The sequence below is a fragment of the Streptomyces sp. R41 genome, assembly GCF_041053055.1.
In the GTDB taxonomy this organism is placed as follows: domain Bacteria; phylum Actinomycetota; class Actinomycetes; order Streptomycetales; family Streptomycetaceae; genus Streptomyces.
The window spans coordinates 184,902-202,894 of record NZ_CP163443.1; the positions used below are offsets into that span (position 1 = coordinate 184,902).

At 69.5% G+C, this 17,993-nt stretch carries 15 protein-coding genes; 11 read left to right on the plus strand and 4 right to left on the minus strand.

The features are described 5' to 3' along the window. Positions 1 to 1,278, plus strand: coding sequence for an ABC transporter substrate-binding protein (locus AB5J53_RS01010; RefSeq protein ID WP_369243748.1), 1,278 nt, complete (start codon positions 1 to 3; stop codon positions 1,276 to 1,278). A gap of 311 nt (positions 1,279 to 1,589) precedes the next feature. On the opposite strand, the gene AB5J53_RS01015 is transcribed toward AB5J53_RS01010, so the two are convergent. From AB5J53_RS01015 to AB5J53_RS01025, 3 genes are all read right to left on the minus strand, one after another. Beyond that, positions 1,590 to 2,396 (minus strand): SDR family NAD(P)-dependent oxidoreductase, encoded by an 807-nt coding sequence (locus AB5J53_RS01015; protein WP_369243749.1) that lies wholly within the window; start codon positions 2,394 to 2,396, stop codon positions 1,590 to 1,592. Then, the gene (locus AB5J53_RS01020; protein WP_369243750.1) at positions 2,393 to 3,400 is read right to left on the minus strand and encodes an NADP-dependent oxidoreductase; all 1,008 of its coding nucleotides are present in this window, start codon (positions 3,398 to 3,400) and stop codon (positions 2,393 to 2,395) included. Before AB5J53_RS01020 ends, AB5J53_RS01015 begins: the two co-directional genes overlap by 4 nt. A gap of 227 nt (positions 3,401 to 3,627) precedes the next feature. Continuing rightward, positions 3,628 to 4,356, minus strand: coding sequence for a TetR/AcrR family transcriptional regulator (locus tag AB5J53_RS01025; RefSeq protein WP_369243751.1), 729 nt, complete (start codon positions 4,354 to 4,356; stop codon positions 3,628 to 3,630). Positions 4,357 to 4,538: 182 nt separating this feature from the next. On the opposite strand from AB5J53_RS01025, the gene AB5J53_RS01030 reads away from it, so the two are divergent. The 8 genes from AB5J53_RS01030 to AB5J53_RS01065 all read left to right on the plus strand — a co-directional run bounded on the left by AB5J53_RS01030 (position 4,539) and on the right by AB5J53_RS01065 (position 13,828). Next, positions 4,539 to 5,591 carry an alcohol dehydrogenase catalytic domain-containing protein gene (locus tag AB5J53_RS01030; protein WP_369243752.1) on the plus strand — a complete coding sequence of 351 codons (1,053 nt, stop codon included), beginning with the start codon at positions 4,539 to 4,541 and terminating at the stop codon, positions 5,589 to 5,591. 209 nt (positions 5,592 to 5,800) lie between these two features. Beyond that, on the plus strand, positions 5,801 to 6,325 hold the full coding sequence (locus AB5J53_RS01035) for a DUF485 domain-containing protein (RefSeq protein WP_369243753.1): 525 nt from the start codon (positions 5,801 to 5,803) through the stop codon (positions 6,323 to 6,325). Beyond that, a complete protein-coding gene (locus AB5J53_RS01040) occupies positions 6,322 to 7,938 on the plus strand; it encodes a cation acetate symporter (protein ID WP_369243754.1) in 1,617 nt (538 codons plus the stop codon). Before AB5J53_RS01035 ends, AB5J53_RS01040 begins: the two co-directional genes overlap by 4 nt. 356 nt (positions 7,939 to 8,294) lie before the next feature. Then, positions 8,295 to 9,311, plus strand: a complete 1,017-nt coding sequence (locus AB5J53_RS01045; RefSeq protein ID WP_369243755.1) for a GlxA family transcriptional regulator — start codon at positions 8,295 to 8,297, stop codon at positions 9,309 to 9,311. After that, on the plus strand, positions 9,308 to 11,161 hold the full coding sequence (locus AB5J53_RS01050; RefSeq protein WP_369243756.1) for a thiamine pyrophosphate-binding protein: 1,854 nt from the start codon (positions 9,308 to 9,310) through the stop codon (positions 11,159 to 11,161). The genes AB5J53_RS01045 and AB5J53_RS01050 overlap by 4 nt, the downstream gene beginning before the upstream one ends. After that, positions 11,133 to 11,786, plus strand: a complete 654-nt coding sequence (locus AB5J53_RS01055; RefSeq protein ID WP_369243757.1) for an SRPBCC family protein — start codon at positions 11,133 to 11,135, stop codon at positions 11,784 to 11,786. The genes AB5J53_RS01050 and AB5J53_RS01055 overlap by 29 nt, the downstream gene beginning before the upstream one ends. A 2-nt stretch (positions 11,787 to 11,788) precedes the next feature. Continuing rightward, on the plus strand, positions 11,789 to 12,802 hold the full coding sequence (locus AB5J53_RS01060; RefSeq protein WP_369251979.1) for a 3-oxoacyl-ACP synthase III family protein: 1,014 nt from the start codon (positions 11,789 to 11,791) through the stop codon (positions 12,800 to 12,802). Between the two features lie 3 nt (positions 12,803 to 12,805). After that, on the plus strand, positions 12,806 to 13,828 hold the full coding sequence (locus AB5J53_RS01065) for a histidinol-phosphate transaminase (protein ID WP_369243758.1): 1,023 nt from the start codon (positions 12,806 to 12,808) through the stop codon (positions 13,826 to 13,828). Positions 13,829 to 13,991: 163 nt separating this feature from the next. Here AB5J53_RS01065 and AB5J53_RS01070 read toward each other — a convergent pair whose 3' ends face one another. Beyond that, positions 13,992 to 14,783 carry a maleylpyruvate isomerase family mycothiol-dependent enzyme gene (locus AB5J53_RS01070; protein WP_369243759.1) on the minus strand — a complete coding sequence of 264 codons (792 nt, stop codon included), beginning with the start codon at positions 14,781 to 14,783 and terminating at the stop codon, positions 13,992 to 13,994. A gap of 190 nt (positions 14,784 to 14,973) precedes the next feature. Here AB5J53_RS01070 and AB5J53_RS01075 point away from each other — a divergent pair, with 190 nt between their 5' ends. Both AB5J53_RS01075 and AB5J53_RS01080 read left to right on the plus strand, forming a co-directional pair. Next, positions 14,974 to 15,411 carry a MarR family winged helix-turn-helix transcriptional regulator gene (locus tag AB5J53_RS01075; protein ID WP_369243760.1) on the plus strand — a complete coding sequence of 146 codons (438 nt, stop codon included), beginning with the start codon at positions 14,974 to 14,976 and terminating at the stop codon, positions 15,409 to 15,411. A 366-nt stretch (positions 15,412 to 15,777) separates the two neighbouring features. Beyond that, positions 15,778 to 17,976: an FUSC family protein gene (locus AB5J53_RS01080; RefSeq protein ID WP_369251982.1), complete on the plus strand. Its 2,199-nt coding sequence runs from the start codon at positions 15,778 to 15,780 to the stop codon at positions 17,974 to 17,976. Positions 17,977 to 17,993 lie beyond the last annotated feature (17 nt).

Genomic DNA, 17,993 nt, shown 5'->3' on the forward strand with positions numbered 1-17,993 from the left:
ATGCGCAACAAGACCGCTCTGCGAGCGGCCGCCACGGCGACCGCAGCCCTGCTCACCGCCACCGCCTGTGCCACCCAGCGAGGGCAGGAGGACAAGGACACCACCGCCGGCGGCGCGTGCAAGGGCCAGCAGACCACCGGCATCACCGACAAGAGCATCAAGCTGGGCGGCATCTACCCGCTGTCCGGACCCGCCTCCGCGTACGGCACGATCAGCAAGGGCGTGAGCGCCTACTTCAAGAACGTCAACGACAAGGGCGGAATAGACGGCCGCAAGGTCGAGTTCGTCGTCCGCGACGACGGCTATCAGCCGCCCAAGGCCGTGGAGGAGGCCAGAAGACTGGTCGAGCGGGAGAAGGTCTTCGCCGTCTTCCAGACCCTGGGCACCCCTTCCACGGCGGCCGTGTGGGACTACCTCAACAAGCAGAAGGTGCCGCAGCCCTTCGTCGCCACCGGCGCCTCCATCTGGGGTACGGACGACAAGCACCCCTGGACCATTGGCTGGCAGCCCAACTATGTGGCGGAGGCACGGATCTACGCCAAGTACCTCAAGGACAGCAAGCCCAAGGCGAAGGTCGCCGTGCTCTACCAGAACGACGACTTCGGCAAGGACCTGCTCGGCGGGTTCGAGAAGGCTGTCGACGGCAGCGGCATCAAGGTGGTCGCCAAGGAGAGTTACGAGGTCACCGACCCGTCGGTCTCCGCGCAGATGGCTAACCTTGCCCGCTCCAAGGCGGACGTGCTCCTGAACATCACCACACCCAAGTTCGGCAGCCAGGCCCTCGCAGCCGATGCCAAGAACTCCAAGTGGAACCCGCTGCACATCGTGAACAACGTGTCGTCGTCCGCCGCTGTGCTCAAGCCGGTCGGGTTCAAGAACGTCCAGGGCGTGGTTTCGGCGACGTACTTCAAGGATCCCGCCGATCCGCAGTGGGCCGATGATCCGGAGATGAAGGAGTATCGGCAGGCGATGCGGAAGTACGCACCGGACGCCGACCCCGCCAATCAGTTCAACGCCTACGGCTGGGCCGTCGCCTCCAGCGTGCACCAGGCACTCGCCGCGATGAAGTGCCCGACCAGAGAGGGGCTGCGGGATGCGGTGCGCAACCTGAAGGACGTCAAGGTGGGCTTGCTGCTGCCTGGTGTCACTTTGGCCACCGGGCCCGATGACGGCTTCCCGATCGAGACGATGCAGCTGATGCGGTTCAAGGGCGAGCGGTGGTCGCTCTTCGGTGAACCGGTGGACACACGCAAGGAGTTTGGGCCGATCACTCGCTGAGGCGTCCGCGCCTCTCACTCACTGAGGCGTCCGGGCCGGTCGCTCACAGCGGTGCGGGCGGGCAATCGTTCCCGGGGGGCCCGCCACCGTCCGGACCGTCCCGGAAAGGACGGCCGAGCGCAGGCGCGGGGACCGGCCGGCCGGTCCTCGGCGGCAGACAACGGGAGGGGCCGCCGAGTGCGTACGTGGGTCGGCCGCCACCCGGGTCCGGGTGGCGGCCGACTCGTGGACGCACAGCTCTCTCTTCCCCGCTCCCCCGCCCGGCAGGTGCCGAGGCACCCCCGGGTCAGCACGAATTGCCGCCGGCGTCCTCAGACGCCGACAGGTTTGCCCGGGCCGGGCACGTTGCGGAAGCGGAACGGCTCCGGCTCGCGCCCGGCCTGGATGAACCAGCACTCCCCGGTGCCGTCACCGGTGACGATCCGCAGCACCGTGTCCGCCACCACATGAGCCGGGATCACCGGCAGTTGCTGCTCGGAGAGCATGTCGCGCAGCGGGTCGATGATCCGTGACTCGGCGAACCCCGGGCAGACCGCGTTGAAGCGCACGTTGTCCGGGGCGAGGGCCGGTCCCAAGGAGCGTGCGAGTCCTACCACCGCATGCTTGTTGGCCGCATACAGCGGATCGAACGGCACCGCCGCCAGGCCCGCCAGGGACGCGGTCGCCACGATCGCCCCTCCGCCACGGGCCCGCAGCGCCGGCAGCACCGCATGCGTGCCGAAGACGACACCGTCGAGGTTGGCGCCCATCGCCCGGCGGTAGCGCGCCGGGTCGAAGTCCTCGCCGACGCCGCATCCGGTCGCCACGCCCGCGTTCAGGAACGCGATGTCGACACCGCCGTATTGCTCCTGAGTGAAGTCCACCAGCGCACGGTTGGCGTCGAGGTCGGAGACGTCACAGGCGCGGAAGTGGCCACCGACCATGTCGGCCACCTCCCGGCCGCCCCGCGCGTCGAGGTCCGCGACAACCACGCGCGCCCCCGCCTGCGCCAACGCCATCGCCGTGGCCCGGCCCAGTCCGCCGGCACCGCCGGTGACGATCGCCACCTTGCCGCGGAGCGCGGCGTTGTCGGTCTGCTCTTCCCGTGCGGCGGTAGCCCTGCTCTCGGCGGCGGTCATGCCAGCTCGAGCACGAGCTTGCCGACGTTCTCGCCGCGGAAGAGCATCTGCAGCGTCTCGGGGAATTCGTCCACGGTCCCCCTCACCACATGTTCTTTGACCTTGATGCGGCCGTCGCCGATCCAGGCGGAGATCTCCTGCGCGGCCTGCGCGTAGCGCTTGGCGTAGTCGAAGACGACGAAGCCCTCCATGCGGGCGCGACGCACCAGCAGTGTGAGGTAGTTCGAGGGGCCCTTGACCGGCGTGGCGTTGTTGTACTGACTGATCGCGCCGCAGACCACGACGCGCGCGTGCATCGCCAGCCGGGTCAGGGCGGCGTCGAGGATGTCTCCTCCCACGTTGTCGAAGTAGACGTCGATGCCGTCCGGGGCGTGTTCGCGCAGCGCCTTCCTGACGTCGTCGGCGCGGTAGTCGATGGCCACGTCGAAGCCCAGCTCGTCGGTGAGCAACGCGCACTTCTCGGGCCCGCCGGCGATGCCCACGACCCGGCAGCCCTTGGCCTTCGCGATCTGCCCCACCATGGTGCCGACCGCGCCGGCCGCCCCCGACACCACGACGGTCTCGCCGTCCTTGAGCGCCCCGACGTCCAGCAGGCCGAAGTAGGCGGTCATGCCGGGCATGCCCAGCGCCCCGAGATACGTCGAGGGCGGAGCGAGGGAGGTGTCGATCTTCAGGGCGCCTCTGCCGTCGGAGACCACGTACTCCTGGACGCCGAACGTGCCGACCACGTGATCACCCGGCTGGAAGCCGGGGTGGTTGGATGCGGTGACCTCGATGACCGATCCGGCGCGCATCACCTCACCGATGCCCACCGGAGGCAGGTAGGAGGGGCGGTCGTCCAGCCAGCCCCGCATGGCCGGGTCCAGCGAGATGACCCGCGTCCGGCCCGCGAACCGGCCAGGTCCGGGATCCTCCACGGGTCCCGAGACGTGCTCCCAGTCATCGGGTTTCACCTGGCCCACGGGGCGGGCTGCCAGACGGATCTGGCGGTTGGTCGCAGACATCACGCCTCCTGTTGTTCGCGGCTCCAGGCGAGGGTACCGACCAGTAGGTATGTCAGGGGCCGTGATGTTCACCACACGCCGCCCCCTGCCCTCGGGGGACCGCCGGCGCACGCGGGTCCGGACAGGTCCCGGCGTCCGGCCACAGCCACGGCGAGAGGTCTACGGCAAGTACCAGTCGGCCATCTGCAGACCCGGCAGCCCGGCGCAGGTGCGCAGCGCCGTGCGAATCAGCTGGCTGGCCGGACCGGTCGGCGAGTCGGGGTCGACTGCTCGGCCTGGTCCTTCCGGTCTCGCCCCTGGAGCAGTCGTGCGGTCTGGTCGGACACCGGCGCGGCCAGCAGTGCGGTGACCAGGTCGACCAGTCGGCTGGTGAACAACCGGTCGTCCCTGCGGGGGCGGGCGGCGGCCCGGGCGGCGAGTTCGGCGTGACAGAAGCGCATGGCGGTGAAGCGGGTGTGCAGGACCGCCGTCGACTCGGGAGCGAGCAGAGGCTCCACCAGGCGCCGCCACGGGTAGATGCTCGACCCCTCCGTCACGACGACTTCGACCAGGGGTTCCGGGCGGTTGAGGAGTTCGGCCACGATCTGCAGGAACTCGCGGCCGCCGTCGGGATCGGCGAGCTTCGCGGCCGCCGGCAGCACCAGTGCGGTGGCGAGGGAGCGGAGATCGGCCGTCCCGCTGTCCTCGTACTGCTGCAGTAGCGCCTCCCGGCCGGCGTCCACCGCGGGAAGGTGTTTGTCGAGCACGGCCCGCAGCAGACCCGCCCGATCGCCGAAGTGGTACTGCAGGGCCATCGCGTTGCGCTGGCCGGCGGCCCGCTTGATCTCGTTGAGCGAGACCCCGTCGACACCCTTCACCGCGAACAACTGCTCGGCGGCCCGGATGAGGGTGCCGCGAGTGTCACTGGCCTTCCGGCCCCGAGGCGACGCGGTGGCCCCCGTCTCATGTGCTGTCACGGATGCCCATGCTACCTTCAGCATGCCAAAGTAATACGCTCGCATTAATAATTGATCCGGGCGCCTCTTGACGTGCCGTGCGAACCCCGGGAATTCCGCGACCGGGCCCGAGGCCATGCGCTTCGCCACTCCGGCGCCCTCGCTCGCACGGACGCCACCCTGCGCCTGGACGGAGGAATCCAGTGAAGGCACTGACCTACCGCGGCCCCCACGACATCCGCTACGGGGACGTCCCCGACCCGGCCGTCACCAGCACCACCGACGCGGTCGTCCAGGTCACCACCGCCGGTATCTGCGGCAGCGACCTGCACATCTACGGTGGCAACGGGTTCAGCCCCGACGTCGGCTACACCCCGGGACACGAATGCGTCGGCGTGGTCGTCGAAACGGGCAGCCAGGTCACCCGCTTCAAGCCCGGCGACCGGGTCCTGGTTCCCGCCTCGGCCGGCTGCACCCTGTGCAGAACCTGCGCGAGGGGGCTCACCGCCAGGTGCGAGCGCGCCCAAGCCCCGACGGATCTGTGCTACGGCGTGAGTCCGCAACTTCCGGGCAGTCAGGCCCAGGCCCTGGCTGTGCCGCATGCCGACGTCAACCTGGTGCACCTGCCCGAAGGCATCTCCGACGAAGCCGCCATCGTCCTGACGGACAACGCCCCCACGGCCTGGTACGGCTGCCGCCGCGCCCGCATCCAGCCCGGTGAAACGGTCCTGGTCATCGGTCTGGGCCCGGTCGGCCTCATGGCCGCGCAATCGGCCTTCGCGATGGGTGCCGCCCGCGTGCTGGGCGCGGACCTGGTCGCGGAGCGCCGCGCCTTCGCCGCCACCCTCGGCGTCGAGCCGGTCGAGGGCGAGGACGCACGGGCGGCCATACGGGAGATGACCGCGGGACGCGGACCGGATGCCGTGGTCGAGGCCGTGGGCTCGGACGCCACCATCGAACTCGCCCTCAAAGCCGTCCGGCAGGCAGGACGCGTCAGCGTCATCGGGGTCAGCCACAACAAGGCCTTCCCCTTCCACATGGGGCTGGCCCAGATCAAGGAGCTGGAGTTCGCCATCGGCCTGTGCTCAATCCATTACGAACTCCCCACCCTGATCCCCCTCGCCCAGGCCGGCCGCATCACGCCGGAGGTCGTCGTTTCCCACCGCTTCGCCCTCTCCCAGGGTCCCGCGGCGTACGAACTGTTCAACAGCCGCGCCGACGGTGTCCGCAAGATCCTTCTCGACCCTGCCCGTTGATCCAAGTTCGCCGGTCTCCCCTCGAGGGCACAGACCGGATCCGTACCCCCGTCGGACATCGGCAGATCACCGCCGACCTGATGTGCATCGAGCCCGAAACGTGACGTGCGGCTGGCTTACCAGGCATTCCGACCAGTCGGTATCGTGCGCCGCCGCACCCGTTCTTTTGAGCTCCTCCACTGCTCCGAGCCGCACTGGAAGGCCACGCGATGACATACGCCGACGACAATCGGTACCCGCAATCAGCCCCGACGGGATGGCCGCAGCGGCGGACCGAGCCCTATGGGCATGCCCCTCGGCACAAGTCGTACGAGCGGAATCCGGATCCGTGGCAGGACGACGCGTACGGATACGACGCCTCCTCCTTCGACGCGTACGGGGCATACGGGCAGAGCCCCGTGCACGAGCAGTACGCGCACGAGACCCGTCCGCCCGGTGCCGACCTCACCGCCCTCCGCTCGGCCTACCGCCTGCTCCGCCGGGTCTCCACTCTCACGGCGCTGGGCTCCTTCGTGGTGTACGTGGTGCTGTCCTGCGCCGCTGCGGACCTGATGGGGTCCAAGATCGCCGGGGAGCTGAGTCTGGGAATGGCCCTGGGGGTCCTCCAGCTCGTCGTCACCTTCGCGGCCGTCTTCTGGTACGGACGCAGCGCACAACGCTCGGTGGACCCGCTGGCGCGGGTCGTCAGGGAACGGTCGGTCAGGGCGCGCCGGGATGCCGGGGTGGCGAGATGAACGACTTCAGCTCCGGGACGCAGGCCACCGTCCTCATCCTGTTCACCGCACTGGTCACCCTCACGCTGCTGATGTGCGTGATGGCGGGACCGGACCGCGACGACCTGACGAACTTCTACACGGGCTACCTCTCGCTCACCCCGCTCAAGAACGGGCTCGCGATCGCGGGCGACTACATCTCCGCGGCCACGGTGTTGAGCACCACCGGCATCATCGCGCTCGCCGGATACGACGGCTACGTCCTGGCGGTCAGCACGGCTCTGTCATTGGTGCTGCTGATGTTCCTGCTGGCAGAGCCCCTGCGCAACGCCGGCCGATTCACCATGGGCGACGTCCTGGCCCGCAACATGCCGGGGCGGGCCGTGCGTATCGCCGCCTGCGTGGTGACGCTCTCGGCGACCCTCCCCTTCCTGGTCGTCCAGCTCTCCGGGGCCGGGTCGCTGCTCACCTTCATCCTCAACATCCCGCACGGGGCGGGCGCCAGGACGACGTGCATCGTCTTCGTCGGCAGCCTGATGATCATTTATGCCGCGATCGGCGGCATGAAGGGCACCGCGCTCATTCAGATGATCAAGATCGTGCTCCTGCTCGGTACCAGCGCCGCCGTCGCCGTCCTGGTGCTGAACCGCTTCGACTGGAGCCTGGGCGACATGCTGAGGGCCGCCCAGCGCGGCAGCGGCGCGGGCCCCGCCTTCCTCGAACAGGGCCTGCAACTGGGCACCTCCACCAGCAACCGGCTGGACTTCGTCAGTCTCCAGATCACCGTGATCCTCGGCGTGGCCTGCCTGCCGCACATCACCATGCGCCTGTACTCCGCGCGGGACGTGCCGGCCGTGCGCCGCTCCATGTCGTGGGCGGTCAGCACGGTCACCACGTTCTGCCTGCTCGTGATCATCATGGGTACGGGCGCGGCGGCACTGGTGGGCTCGCGTTACATCACCGCGGCCGACCCGCACGGCAGGACGTCGGTACTCATGCTGTCCCGGGTGCTCGGCGGGGACGCCTCCTCCGTCGGCGCGACGGTTCTCTACGCGGCCGTGGCGGGAATGATCTTCATCACCCTGCTGTCGTCGGTCGCCGGGATGACCCTGGCCGCGGCCTCGTCACTCGCCCACGATCTGTTCGCCCATGCGGCGCGACGGGGACAGGCGGAGCCGCGTACGGAGATGACGGTGGCGGCGTGGACGAGCGTGGCGGTGGGAACCGTTGCCATCGTTCTCTCCACCCTCGTCCAGAACTGGGACGTCGGGGTGCTGACCACGCTGGCCATCTGCATCGGGGCATCGGCGGTCGCGCCCGCGCTGACCTACTCCCTGTTCTGGCGAGGATTCACCCGCACCGGCATGCTCGCCGCCCTGTACGGCGGCGCAGCCTGCGCGGTGGTGCTGATGATCTTCTCGAAGGCCGTTTCGGGCACGCCGTCGGCCGTCTTCCCGGACGCCGACTTCCACCTGTTCCCCATGCAGTCCACCGGCATCGTCTCCATCCCGTTCGGCTACCTGGCGGGCTGGCTGGGCAGCCTTCTGGACCACCGGCGCCGCGCCGCCGAGAGCCGCGAGTATCGGCGACTGTACGAGGAGAGTGAGGCACGGCTGCTCGCCGCGGCCGAATGACCAAGGCGACGGGGGGGGCGCCGTGTCCGGGGACTTCGGCCGCCACGCGGCCACCCTCGACCGCAGCCGTCCTCAGCCACCTCCGGCTACGGCAGGGGCACCGTGTCGCCGACGAAGTCCCCCAGGGACCCGGGCGCGCCGCGCGGGCCCCTGGCGCGTCTACCCCTTTGACCTGCATCAGGGCACTGGAGTCTGGACAAGCTGACGACCTGTGAGCTGCCTCACCCACCGCGGCGGTTCACACCCACGAACTGCCTGGCCAGCACCCCTGTTTCACCCCGGGCGACCGCGCGTTGGCCGGATACGTCAATAAACTGTCATTGCAGCCAGTGCGCCACCCGATACAGGCTGTGACCGTGTCAGAGAGACGTGTTGTTGTGGTGGTGTACGCGGGCGCGCTGGCCCTGGACATCACCGGACCGATCGAAGTCTTCGATACCGCCAACCGACTCCTTACCGCGTCGGACGTCCCCTACCGGATCGACTTCGTCTCCGCCGACGCACCACTGGTGCGCATGAGTTCAGGAATGGTGGTGGAAGCCTCGCCGCTGGAGGCGGCGCAGGGCCCGATCGACACACTCCTCGTGCCGGGCGGCTGGAGTTTGAACAGCGCGCTGCGGGACCGGGCGCTGGTCTCCTGGATCGGCCAGGCAGCGGCCCGGTCCCGCAGAGTGGCCTCCGTATGCGGCGGATCCTTTCTGCTCGCCGAGGCGGGCCTCCTCGACGGCCGGCGCGCGACCACGCACTGGGCGTACAGCGAAGCCATGGCCTGTCGCTACCCGGACGTGACGGTGGACGCCGAGCCGATCTTCGTCTGGGACGGCCCCTTCGTGACCTCCGCTGGAGTCTCGACCGGGATCGACATGGCGCTGGCCCTGCTGGAGGCCGATCACGGCTCTGCTCTCGCACTGGAGACGGCGCGGTTTCTGGTGCTGTTCCTCAAGCGGCATGGAGGACAAGCCCAGTTCAGCGCCGTCCTCGACGCCCAGTGGGCCGACCATCCGCCGATCCGGGCAGCACAGGAGTGGATTCTGGAGAACCTGCACAACCCGCTGCCCGTGGCCGAGATCGCCCAGCAGGCCAACATGAGTCAGCGCAACTTCGCCCGGGTCTTCCGGCGCGAGGTGGGCACGACCCCCGGCCAGTACGTCGAGCGGACACGCATCGCCCGCGCACGAGAGCTGCTGGAGACCACCGACCTGACGATCCGTGAGATAGCGCGCCGCTGCGGATTCCCCGCACCGGAGACCTTCTTCCGCTCCTTCGGACGAACCCTGGGTCTGACCCCGAAGGAGTACCGGCACCGCTTTCAGGTCATCTCGCCATCCGGCCTCATCGACCGGCACTACGAGACCGACAGGAGCTTCGCATGAACACCACGACCACGGGCATACCCGAGGCGGTCACGGCACGCCTGGTCGACTACCTGGCCGGGGAACTCGCCAGGGCCGGAGTCACCCACGTGTTCGGCGTCGGCGGCGCGAACATCGAGGACCTTTACGACGCCGTGCACCGCGGCGGCGCCGTCCGCGGTGTCGTCGCCAAACACGAGTTCTCCGCCGTCACGATGGCCGACGGATACGCCCGTACCACCGGGCGGCTCGGCGTGGTCGCCGCCACCTCGGGCGGCGGCGCGATGAATCTCGTACCGGGCCTGGCCGAGGCGTACGCCTCCCGGGTGCCCGTGCTGGCCCTGGTGGGCCAGCCGCCGACCGGCCAGGAAGGCCACGGGGCGTTCCAGGACTCCAGCGGCAAGGCGGGCTCCTTCGACGCACGGCAGGTGTTCGCAGCGGTCTCCACGTTCTGCGCCCGGGTCGACGACGCGGACTCGCTCACGGAGTTGCTGCCCCGGGCGATGGCGGCGGCACAGTCCGATCCGCGAGGGCCTGCCGTACTGCTGCTGCCCAAGGACGTACAGCAGGCACAGATCCAGGTGCCCGGGCGCGACGTGGCGCCGGCACCTGGCATGCCGACATCGACGGCGTCGGCGACGCGGCTCGACAGCGACGCCCTCACCGCCGCGTCGGACATCCTTCGCGAGGCCGGCCACGTCCTCGTCATCGCCGGTGAGGACGTGGCCGCCGCGGACGCACGCGCGGAGCTGGCCGAACTGGCCCGACGCCTCGGGGCGTGGGTGGCGGTCACCCCCGACGCCAAGGATGTGTTCGACAACCGTGATCCCCGATTCGCAGGCGTAGCGGGGGTGATGGGCCATGCCAACGTCGAGGACTGTCTGCGCCGGGCCGACGTGTGCCTGCTGGTCGGTACCCGGCTGCCGCTCCTGGCACGCGGCGGCCTCGACCGCGCCCTGGCCACCACCGAAGTGGTCTGCCTCGGTCCCGAACCGCCCTTCGTGGCGGGCACCGTACTGGGCGGCGGCCTGCGGGACGCGCTGCGCGCGGTGACCGGTCGGCTTCCGCCGCGCCCACGCGCCTGCCCGCAGCACGCCGGTCCCCTGCCCACGCCCATCCCGAGCCCGGTTTCTCGGGCCCGTGAGGGAACCGTCCCCTACGCCCAGGCGGTCGCCGCGGTGGAAGCGGCACTCCCCCAGGACGCGCACGTCTTCGTCGACGCCGGTAACGCGGGGGCCAGCGCGGTCCATCTCCTCCCGGCACCGCGCCACGGCCGCTTCGTGGTGGCCGTCGGCATGGGCGGCATGGGCTACACCTTCGGTGCCGGAATCGGCGCCGCGCTCGCCACCGGCCGACGCAGCTACGTACTCGCCGGCGACGGTGCCTTCTTCATGCACGGGATGGAGGTGCACACCGCCGTGGAGTACGCCGCACCCGTGACCTTCGTGATCTTCAACAACAACGCCCACGCCATGTGCGCGCTGCGTGAGGAGTTCCTGCAAGGCGGCGTCCGCAGCGACGACGTGTTCGCCCGGACCGACCTCGCCGCGGGGGTGGCCGCCGCCTTCCCGACCCTGCCGGCCACCGGGGCCGACGACGCCGCCCAGTTGCGCAAGGCACTGCTGCGCAGCAATGCGGGCGGCGGTCCGGCGTTCGTCACGCTGGACTGCGACCCACGGGAGATCCCCCCGTTCCTTCCCTTCCAGTCCGCCCGGTCCGTCCAGTCCTTCGCCCAAGCTGGCCAAGGCACCACGGCGACGCCGGCAGCTCAAGACACCAACGGCGCCCAAGGCATCCAAGGCAGCGACAGCACTCGAGGAACCGAGAGCAAGGAGAGCTCAGATGAACGAGGAGTCGTCCACGTTGGCTGACATCCCCGGTCTGATGCGGATCGAGAACCCCGGCAAGGAGGAACTGACCGCCCACTGCATGGAGCTCACCCACGCCGTCTACCCCCACCATCAGGTCTACGGGCAGTTCTGCACCATCCACGCACACGTCGACTGCCCACCGGAGCAGGCCTACGACTACCTGCGCCAGGGCCACCACCTGGAGGAGTGGACCTGCAGCCTGCGGGACTTCGCACCCTCCGGCACGCCCGGGCTGTGGGTCGGCTACGACCGGCTCGAGGACGACACCAGGATCTACTGCAAGGTTGTCGCCGACCCCGAGGCCATGACCGTGGACTACCACTGCTCCTGGGACCAGGGCGAGAAGCTGTGGATGATCTACCTGATGCGCGTCGTCCCGGCCCCACTGGTGCTCGACAAGCCGGGCTCGGTGATCACCTGGACCAACTGCCGGCACCCCTACTACGACGCCAACCCGCACCCCGACATGGCTCCCCGCTCGGACCGGCCCTGGGTGGGCGACTTCTGGGACCTCTTCTACGCCGGACACACCGTGGAGATGAACAACCTCAAGGCGATCCTGGAACACCGCCACCGCAACGGCCTGCCCATCAGTATGGCTCCGGCGCAGGCGGTGGCGCGGTGACCATGGTCAGCCTCACCGACGTCGCGAGCTATCTTCCCGGCGAGCCGGTCCCCGCGGAGTTCTACACCGACTACCCCGGAGCCGAGGACAAGCTCCGCGACCATCCCATGTTCAAGGTGCCGCCGTTACGGCACCACGTGGCCGCGGACGAGACCAACGCGGACATGGTCGAGCGTGCGGTGCAGCCTCTGATCGAACGGCACGGCAGGGACGAGATCCGGGGCGTCGACGTGCTGTTGGTGCACAGCCAGCTGCCGGACCTGCCGTTCGTGGGCGCCGGCACCGAGGTGGCACGCCGGCTGGGCCTCAACCCGGAGTGGCTCGTCGACGTGGCCAACGCGGGCTGCGCGTCCTTCGTGTACATGCTGAAGATGGCCCGGCAGATCCTCACCACCACCGAGGCGAAGACCGCGCTGATCTGCAACGCGCAGAGCGCCGCGGGCCAGTGCTTCACCCAGTCCGAGGTGCGCAGGCTCGCCCAGGCCGCGATCCCGGGCGACGGCTGCGGCGTGGGCTATGTGACGACGTCGGCCGATACCCCGGTCCTCGACGTGGAGACCCGGCACATCGGCGCCTACGCCGGGGACATGACCGTGGCGGTCGACGACGGCCGCAAGTACTGGGAGCCCGGCGAGTCCCAGCTGCGGATCGGGTTCACCGACTCCAGTGTCGCCAAGGTGCTGGCACGCGGGAACCGCCTCGTCCCGGAGGTGGTCACGGATCTGTGCCGGCGGCTCGGCGTGGCGAGCACCGACATCGACGTCCTCATCACCAACCAGCCCAACCGCACCTTCCTGCGGAACTGGCGAGAGGCGCTGCAACTGCCGGCCCAACGGCACCTCAACACCTTCGATCAGTACGGGAATCTGTTCGGAGCGGCGATCCCGATCACCCTCGACCACGCGAACCGCTCACAGCGGATCGAGGACGGCGACCTGGTGGTCCTCGGAGGATTCGCCCACGCGGGCGACTTCGCCGGTGCCGTCGCCGTCCGCTGGCACGGCGGGCGGGGCTGACCGATGGACATCCCCGTGCTGCACCGACTCGCCCTCAACGAGAGCCCCTATCCCCCACTGCCCTCGGTACGCGAGGCGATGCAACGGGCCGTCGCGCAGGCCCACCGGTACCCGCAGTTCCACCCCGACGACCTCACCGAGCGGATCGCCGACTGGTGCCGGGTGGCCCCCGACCGTGTCATGGTCGGCAGCGGATCGATCGGCGTGGCCCTGCAGTTGCTTCAAGCGGTGGTCGAGCCCGGCGACACGGTGGCCTACGCCTGGCGCACCTTCGACGCGTATCCCCTGCTGGTGGCCATGGTCGGCGCTCGCCCCATCCCCGTACCCCTGTCGCCGGACGGACGCCAGGATCTGGACGCCCTGCTCGCGGCGCTCGACCACAGCACCCGCGTCGTGGTGCTGTGCAATCCGCACAACCCCACCGGAAGCCTGGTCACCTCGGACGACCTGTCGGCGTTCCTGCACCATGTCCCGCGACACGTCACCGTGCTGCTCGACGAGGCATACGTCGAGTTCGCCCGCGACGCCGACCTGCCGGACACACCCACGCTCGTGGCCGAATACCCCAACCTGCTGGTCCTGCGCACCTTCTCCAAGGCCTACGGTCTCGCCGCACTGCGGGTCGGCTACGGACTCGGCGCACCCGACCTGATGGCACGGATCCGCCGGCACCAACTGCCTTTCGGGATCAACACAGTGGCAACGGAGGCGGTGAAGGCGTCGCTGCAGGCCGGCAGCGAGCTGCGCCGACGCGTGGACACCATCGTCGCCGAACGCGAACGGCTCCAGCTCCACCTCGTCGACCTCGGCTGGCACATACGCCCGAGTCACACCAACTCCGTCTGGCTCAGCGCGCCCGAACCGGTCGACGCGGGCGCCACGGCACTCACCGCCGCCGGTGTCGAGGTACGCCACTACCCCGGCGAGGGACTCCGGCTCACCGTCGGCAACCGGGAGGCCAACGACGCCGTGCTCGCCGCGATGGCGGGGGTTGAGAGCTGCTCCCTGTTGAGTGAGCAGGGGTGAGTGTGAGAAAATTCTGATTCTCCCGCCAGCTGCACAGGTCCGTGGCGGACCGCACGCCACCGCGGCGGCCGGGCATTGACTGGACGGATCCCGCCGGGCTCCCCGTCATGTGCGGAGCCCGATCGAGACACGACGACACCCGGAGCAGGGCAAGGGCGCCGTCTCAGAAGGCGGAGTTGGCGAACCAGTGGGCCAGCAGGTCCTCGTCCCCCTCGTGCACGAGGACTTCCGCGTCGTAGGACAGGCGGCCGTAAAGGAGCAGCAGCAAGTCGGCCGCGGTTCCTCCCACGGTCGCGTCAGCGGTGTCCACGGCCGGGTGGGTCGTGTCGAGTCCGAAGCCGTCGGGCCGCAGGCGCACGAGCCAGTCGCCGTCCCCGTCGGTGGCGCGGAAGCGGATGGTCTTTTCCGGGCCGTGCAGGTTGGCCACCTTGGGGGCGAAAAAGGTGGCGAAGGGCAGATTGACGAGGAACTCATCGATCCCGTCGACCGCGGCCGGGCGGTCGATCGTGGACCGCAGGCCGAGCGCCAGCTCGGCGTCCACTCGGTGCAGCAGGGTCTCGAAAAGCATCCGGCGTACCCAGAAGCGGGCCTTGTGGTCGGCGCCCCAGGCCCACATCGGCAGGTTCGGATCGGTGGCTGCGAACGCCTCCGCGGCCACGGTCGCGCTCTCGGCCAGCCAGTCGGCGTATCCGCTCTCCTGATCCGGGAGCTGCAGGTCCACTTCACGCCCCTGCGGGGGCTCCTGGATGCGCGCCCGCAACAAGACCGAGAACCAGCGTTGAACGCTGCCTGTGTGCTTGACCAGGTCGGCCAGCGTCCACCCGGGGCAGCTCGGCACGGCGGTCCTCAGGTCGGCGTCCTTGACCGCCGCTACGAACCGGGCGGTCTCCGCCGCGACCGCCATTCGGTGGTCGTTCGAGGCAAGAACGGATCCGCGCTCGGCCGAGATCTTCATCGGGATTCCTTCGTGGACACACCGCCCTTCAGGGCGGAGGGGAAACGGGCTCCTGCGGGCGGAAACCTTTCCCTACGCAAACTTCGACCAATTACTTGAGAACCTGGAAGCTTGAGGACTTCAAGCAATTGCAGCGACCGTAGCGACCGATACTTGAGATGGTCAAGTTTTCCGGCGTATGGTGACGCTCATGACAGGCACCCCCCACGTCGACACAGCCCAGCTCATGGAGCTGCTCTCGGTGTCGCTGGCCGCCTACTACGGCGACTTCACGGTCGCCGCCGCGAACGAAAACCTCACGGCCAGCCAGGGCAAGACACTCAATGTGCTGCGCCGGGGACCTGCGTCCATGAGCGCCCTTGCCACCACGCTGACCTGCGATGCCTCCAACATGACCGGGATCGTCGACCGGCTGGAGAGGCGCGGCCTGGTGCGCCGCGAGCCCAGCCCCTCCGACCGGCGCGTCAAGAACGTCATCCTCACCGACGAGGGCGAGCGGGTCATCGACGTGATCCGCAGGAAGATGCACAACACGCTCGCCGGTCTGAACAGGCTCAGCGAGCAAGAGCAGAACACTTTGTACGCGCTACTGGAGCGCACTTTCACCTCGCAGCCCGCTGCCGTCTGAGGTCTGTGGTCACCGCCTGCACCGAGCAGCCGTCCGTCGACCTGGAGGACTTCGCCCGCCGCACCCGGCTGCCCGCCGCACGAAGCGGTGCAGCTCGTCGCGGCCCGTCTGATGGAACAGCAGGCCATAGACGCCGAGTCGGCTGGGCGAGGCGCCCCTCTCTGTCGCGGTCGAGCGCGAGCCGGGGCGCCTGTCATCGCCCTGCCGACGTCATCCGGCGCAGGGCCGCATGGACGCGTGCCATGCTGGTACTGCGGATCATGACGGAGAGCGGGGAAATACGACAGCGTGAGGACAGTGGCACGGCCGAACTGGACGGGGATCTGGGACCGGTTCGAGGCATCCGACCCCGGGCTGTTGCGGCTCATGGCCGGGCTGCGGACCGTTGGTGCCATCGCACTCACGCTCGCGGTCCTGGCCCTGCTCGGCGCCGATGTCAGTCACATGGTGACCGGCGCCATGGCGGCCATGGTCGCGACCTTCGCCATCAAGGAGAAGCAGCGGCGCGAACAGGCCCTCACTCTCGCACTCGGCCTGCCCGTAGCCCTGGTGGCGATGTCGCTGGGGGCACTGCTGAACACCAGGGTCGTCGCGGGCGATCTGTTCTTCATTGCCCTGATCTTCGCCGCCGTGTACAGCCGCCGCTTCGGAGACCGCGGCACAGCACTGGGCCTCATCGGGTTTCAGATCTACTTCGTCGCCCTCTTCGTCAGGGCCACCTCCGCCGCCCTGCCGGGGCTGTGCGGAACGCTGGCCGTCGCTTTCGCCTGCAGCGCGGTGGTGCGGTTCGGCCTGGTCGTGGAGACCCCCGAACGCATCCTGCTGCGACTGCGCGAGGCCTTCCGGGCCCGGCTGGCCCAATTGGTGTCAGCCCAGATCGAGTTGCTCGACGCCGGGCCCGACCGCGCCGAGAAGGCCCTGGAGGACGTTCGCCGGCACACCGCACGCCTGCACGAGAGCGCGATGATGATCCAGGGGCGGCTGGAAGAGGGAACGAGCAACAGCGCCACCGCCTCGCTCGTCCAACGGCGCGTGGCCGATGCCGAGATCGCCGCCGAGCGGCTCGGCGTTCTCCTGCTCACCGCGCGCAGCGCCGAACGCGCCGACACGCTCACCCTGCACCTGCCGCACGCGCCGGTACCGCCTGCCGGCGACCGGCTGCGCGCCCAGGACGACACCACCGCGACGCTGCGCCGCGATCTCAACGCACTGCGCCTGCTCGTGATCCGCCCGGTCTCGAACGACCGCGGCACCGCGGTGGCCCACCTCCGCAACCGGCTCCTCGGCTACCGGGACGAGGAGAATCTGCCGCGCGCCTCGGCCGTCGTACAGGACGTCTTCCGCGGCATCGGAGAGGCGGCGCGCTCCGTTCTGGGCCTGCGGCTGGCCCTCGACGGCCCCCAGGACGAGTCCGACGACACACCCGCGACGACCCGTTCCCGGGAGGAGCTCGATGCCGAGGACGTCGCCATCGCCGGGGCCGAGGAGACCGTGCCGGGCGGGAACGACCGCAAGAGGCTGGAGCGGCCCACGACGCGGGCCGCGGTCCAGGTGTCGGTGGGTTCGGCCCTGGCCATCGTCGGCGGGGAGTTCCTCTCCAGCCAGCGCTGGTACTGGGCGGTGCTGACCTGCTGGGTCGTCTTCCTGAACACGGCCTCGACCGGGGAGATCCTCGTCAAGGGCTACCGTCGGCTGCTGGGCACCGTTCTCGGCGTGGTCGCCGGTGTCGGTCTTGCGGGCCTGGTGGGCAGCCACACCTGGACGGCGTTCGCACTCGTACTGCTGTTCATCTTCGCCATGTTCTTCACCGCGCCGCTGTCGTACGCCCTGATGTCCTTCTTCGTCACGGCGATGCTGGGCCTGCTGTACACGCTGCTCAACACCTACAGCGCCTCGGTTCTCGTCCTGCGCATCGAGGAGACCGCGCTCGGCGCCGCGTGCGGCGTGATCGCGGCCGCCGTGATCCTGCCGGTGCACACCGATCGCCGTACCGACGAACTCCTCGGCACGGTGCTGACCCGGCTCGGTGACGTCACCGGTGCCGCGGTGGAGCAGTTGAGCGGCGGTCCCGCACTCGATCTGCTCGACAGGGCCCGAGATCTGGACACGGCACTGGACGATCTACGGGCCTCCACACAGCCGCTGACCCATCCGATCACCCCGCTGCGGTCCCGTCGCCAGACCGCTCGCTACATCGTGGCCCTGCTGGAGACGTGCGCCTATCACGCGCGTTCCCTGGCGGCGACGGCCGAACTCCTCCCCTACAGCAAGACGATCGCCGCGGATCCCCGTCTCAAGGGTGCGGGACGGCGCATCGCCCACAACATCGACGTACTCGTCGCCCGCGTCGAGGACGACGACAGCGACGGGGTGGCCGAGACCGGCGCGAGCCTCGCTTCCATACTGGAGACGGACGCGCCGGGTCCCCCTCGTCACGACCGCGTCACGGGTCGGGTGCTACGGCATCTGCAGCGCCTGGACGAAGGGGTGATCGGTCTGGCCCGCCCCCTGGGAGTGACCGTCTCCACACCCGACAAGGCATCGCCTCGGGGTCGGGTCCCGTAGCTCGGTTCGACGTCGTG

Excerpts from the sequence above, each read along its gene's own strand:
- AB5J53_RS01020 (WP_369243750.1), bottom strand. The coding sequence starts at position 3,400 with ATGTCTGCGACCAACCGCCAGATCCGTCTGGCAGCCCGCCCCGTGGGC.
- AB5J53_RS01040 (WP_369243754.1), top strand. The coding sequence starts at position 6,322 with ATGAACGACTTCAGCTCCGGGACGCAGGCCACCGTCCTCATCCTGTTC.
- AB5J53_RS01060 (WP_369251979.1), top strand. The coding sequence starts at position 11,789 with ATGGTCAGCCTCACCGACGTCGCGAGCTATCTTCCCGGCGAGCCGGTC.
- AB5J53_RS01075 (WP_369243760.1), top strand. The coding sequence starts at position 14,974 with ATGACAGGCACCCCCCACGTCGACACAGCCCAGCTCATGGAGCTGCTC.
- AB5J53_RS01010 (WP_369243748.1), top strand. The coding sequence starts at position 1 with ATGCGCAACAAGACCGCTCTGCGAGCGGCCGCCACGGCGACCGCAGCC.
- AB5J53_RS01055 (WP_369243757.1), top strand. The coding sequence starts at position 11,133 with ATGAACGAGGAGTCGTCCACGTTGGCTGACATCCCCGGTCTGATGCGG.
- AB5J53_RS01070 (WP_369243759.1), bottom strand. The coding sequence starts at position 14,783 with ATGAAGATCTCGGCCGAGCGCGGATCCGTTCTTGCCTCGAACGACCAC.
- AB5J53_RS01080 (WP_369251982.1), top strand. The coding sequence starts at position 15,778 with ATGGCCGGGCTGCGGACCGTTGGTGCCATCGCACTCACGCTCGCGGTC.
- AB5J53_RS01065 (WP_369243758.1), top strand. The coding sequence starts at position 12,806 with ATGGACATCCCCGTGCTGCACCGACTCGCCCTCAACGAGAGCCCCTAT.
- AB5J53_RS01050 (WP_369243756.1), top strand. The coding sequence starts at position 9,308 with ATGAACACCACGACCACGGGCATACCCGAGGCGGTCACGGCACGCCTG.
- AB5J53_RS01035 (WP_369243753.1), top strand. The coding sequence starts at position 5,801 with ATGACATACGCCGACGACAATCGGTACCCGCAATCAGCCCCGACGGGA.
- AB5J53_RS01015 (WP_369243749.1), bottom strand. The coding sequence starts at position 2,396 with ATGACCGCCGCCGAGAGCAGGGCTACCGCCGCACGGGAAGAGCAGACC.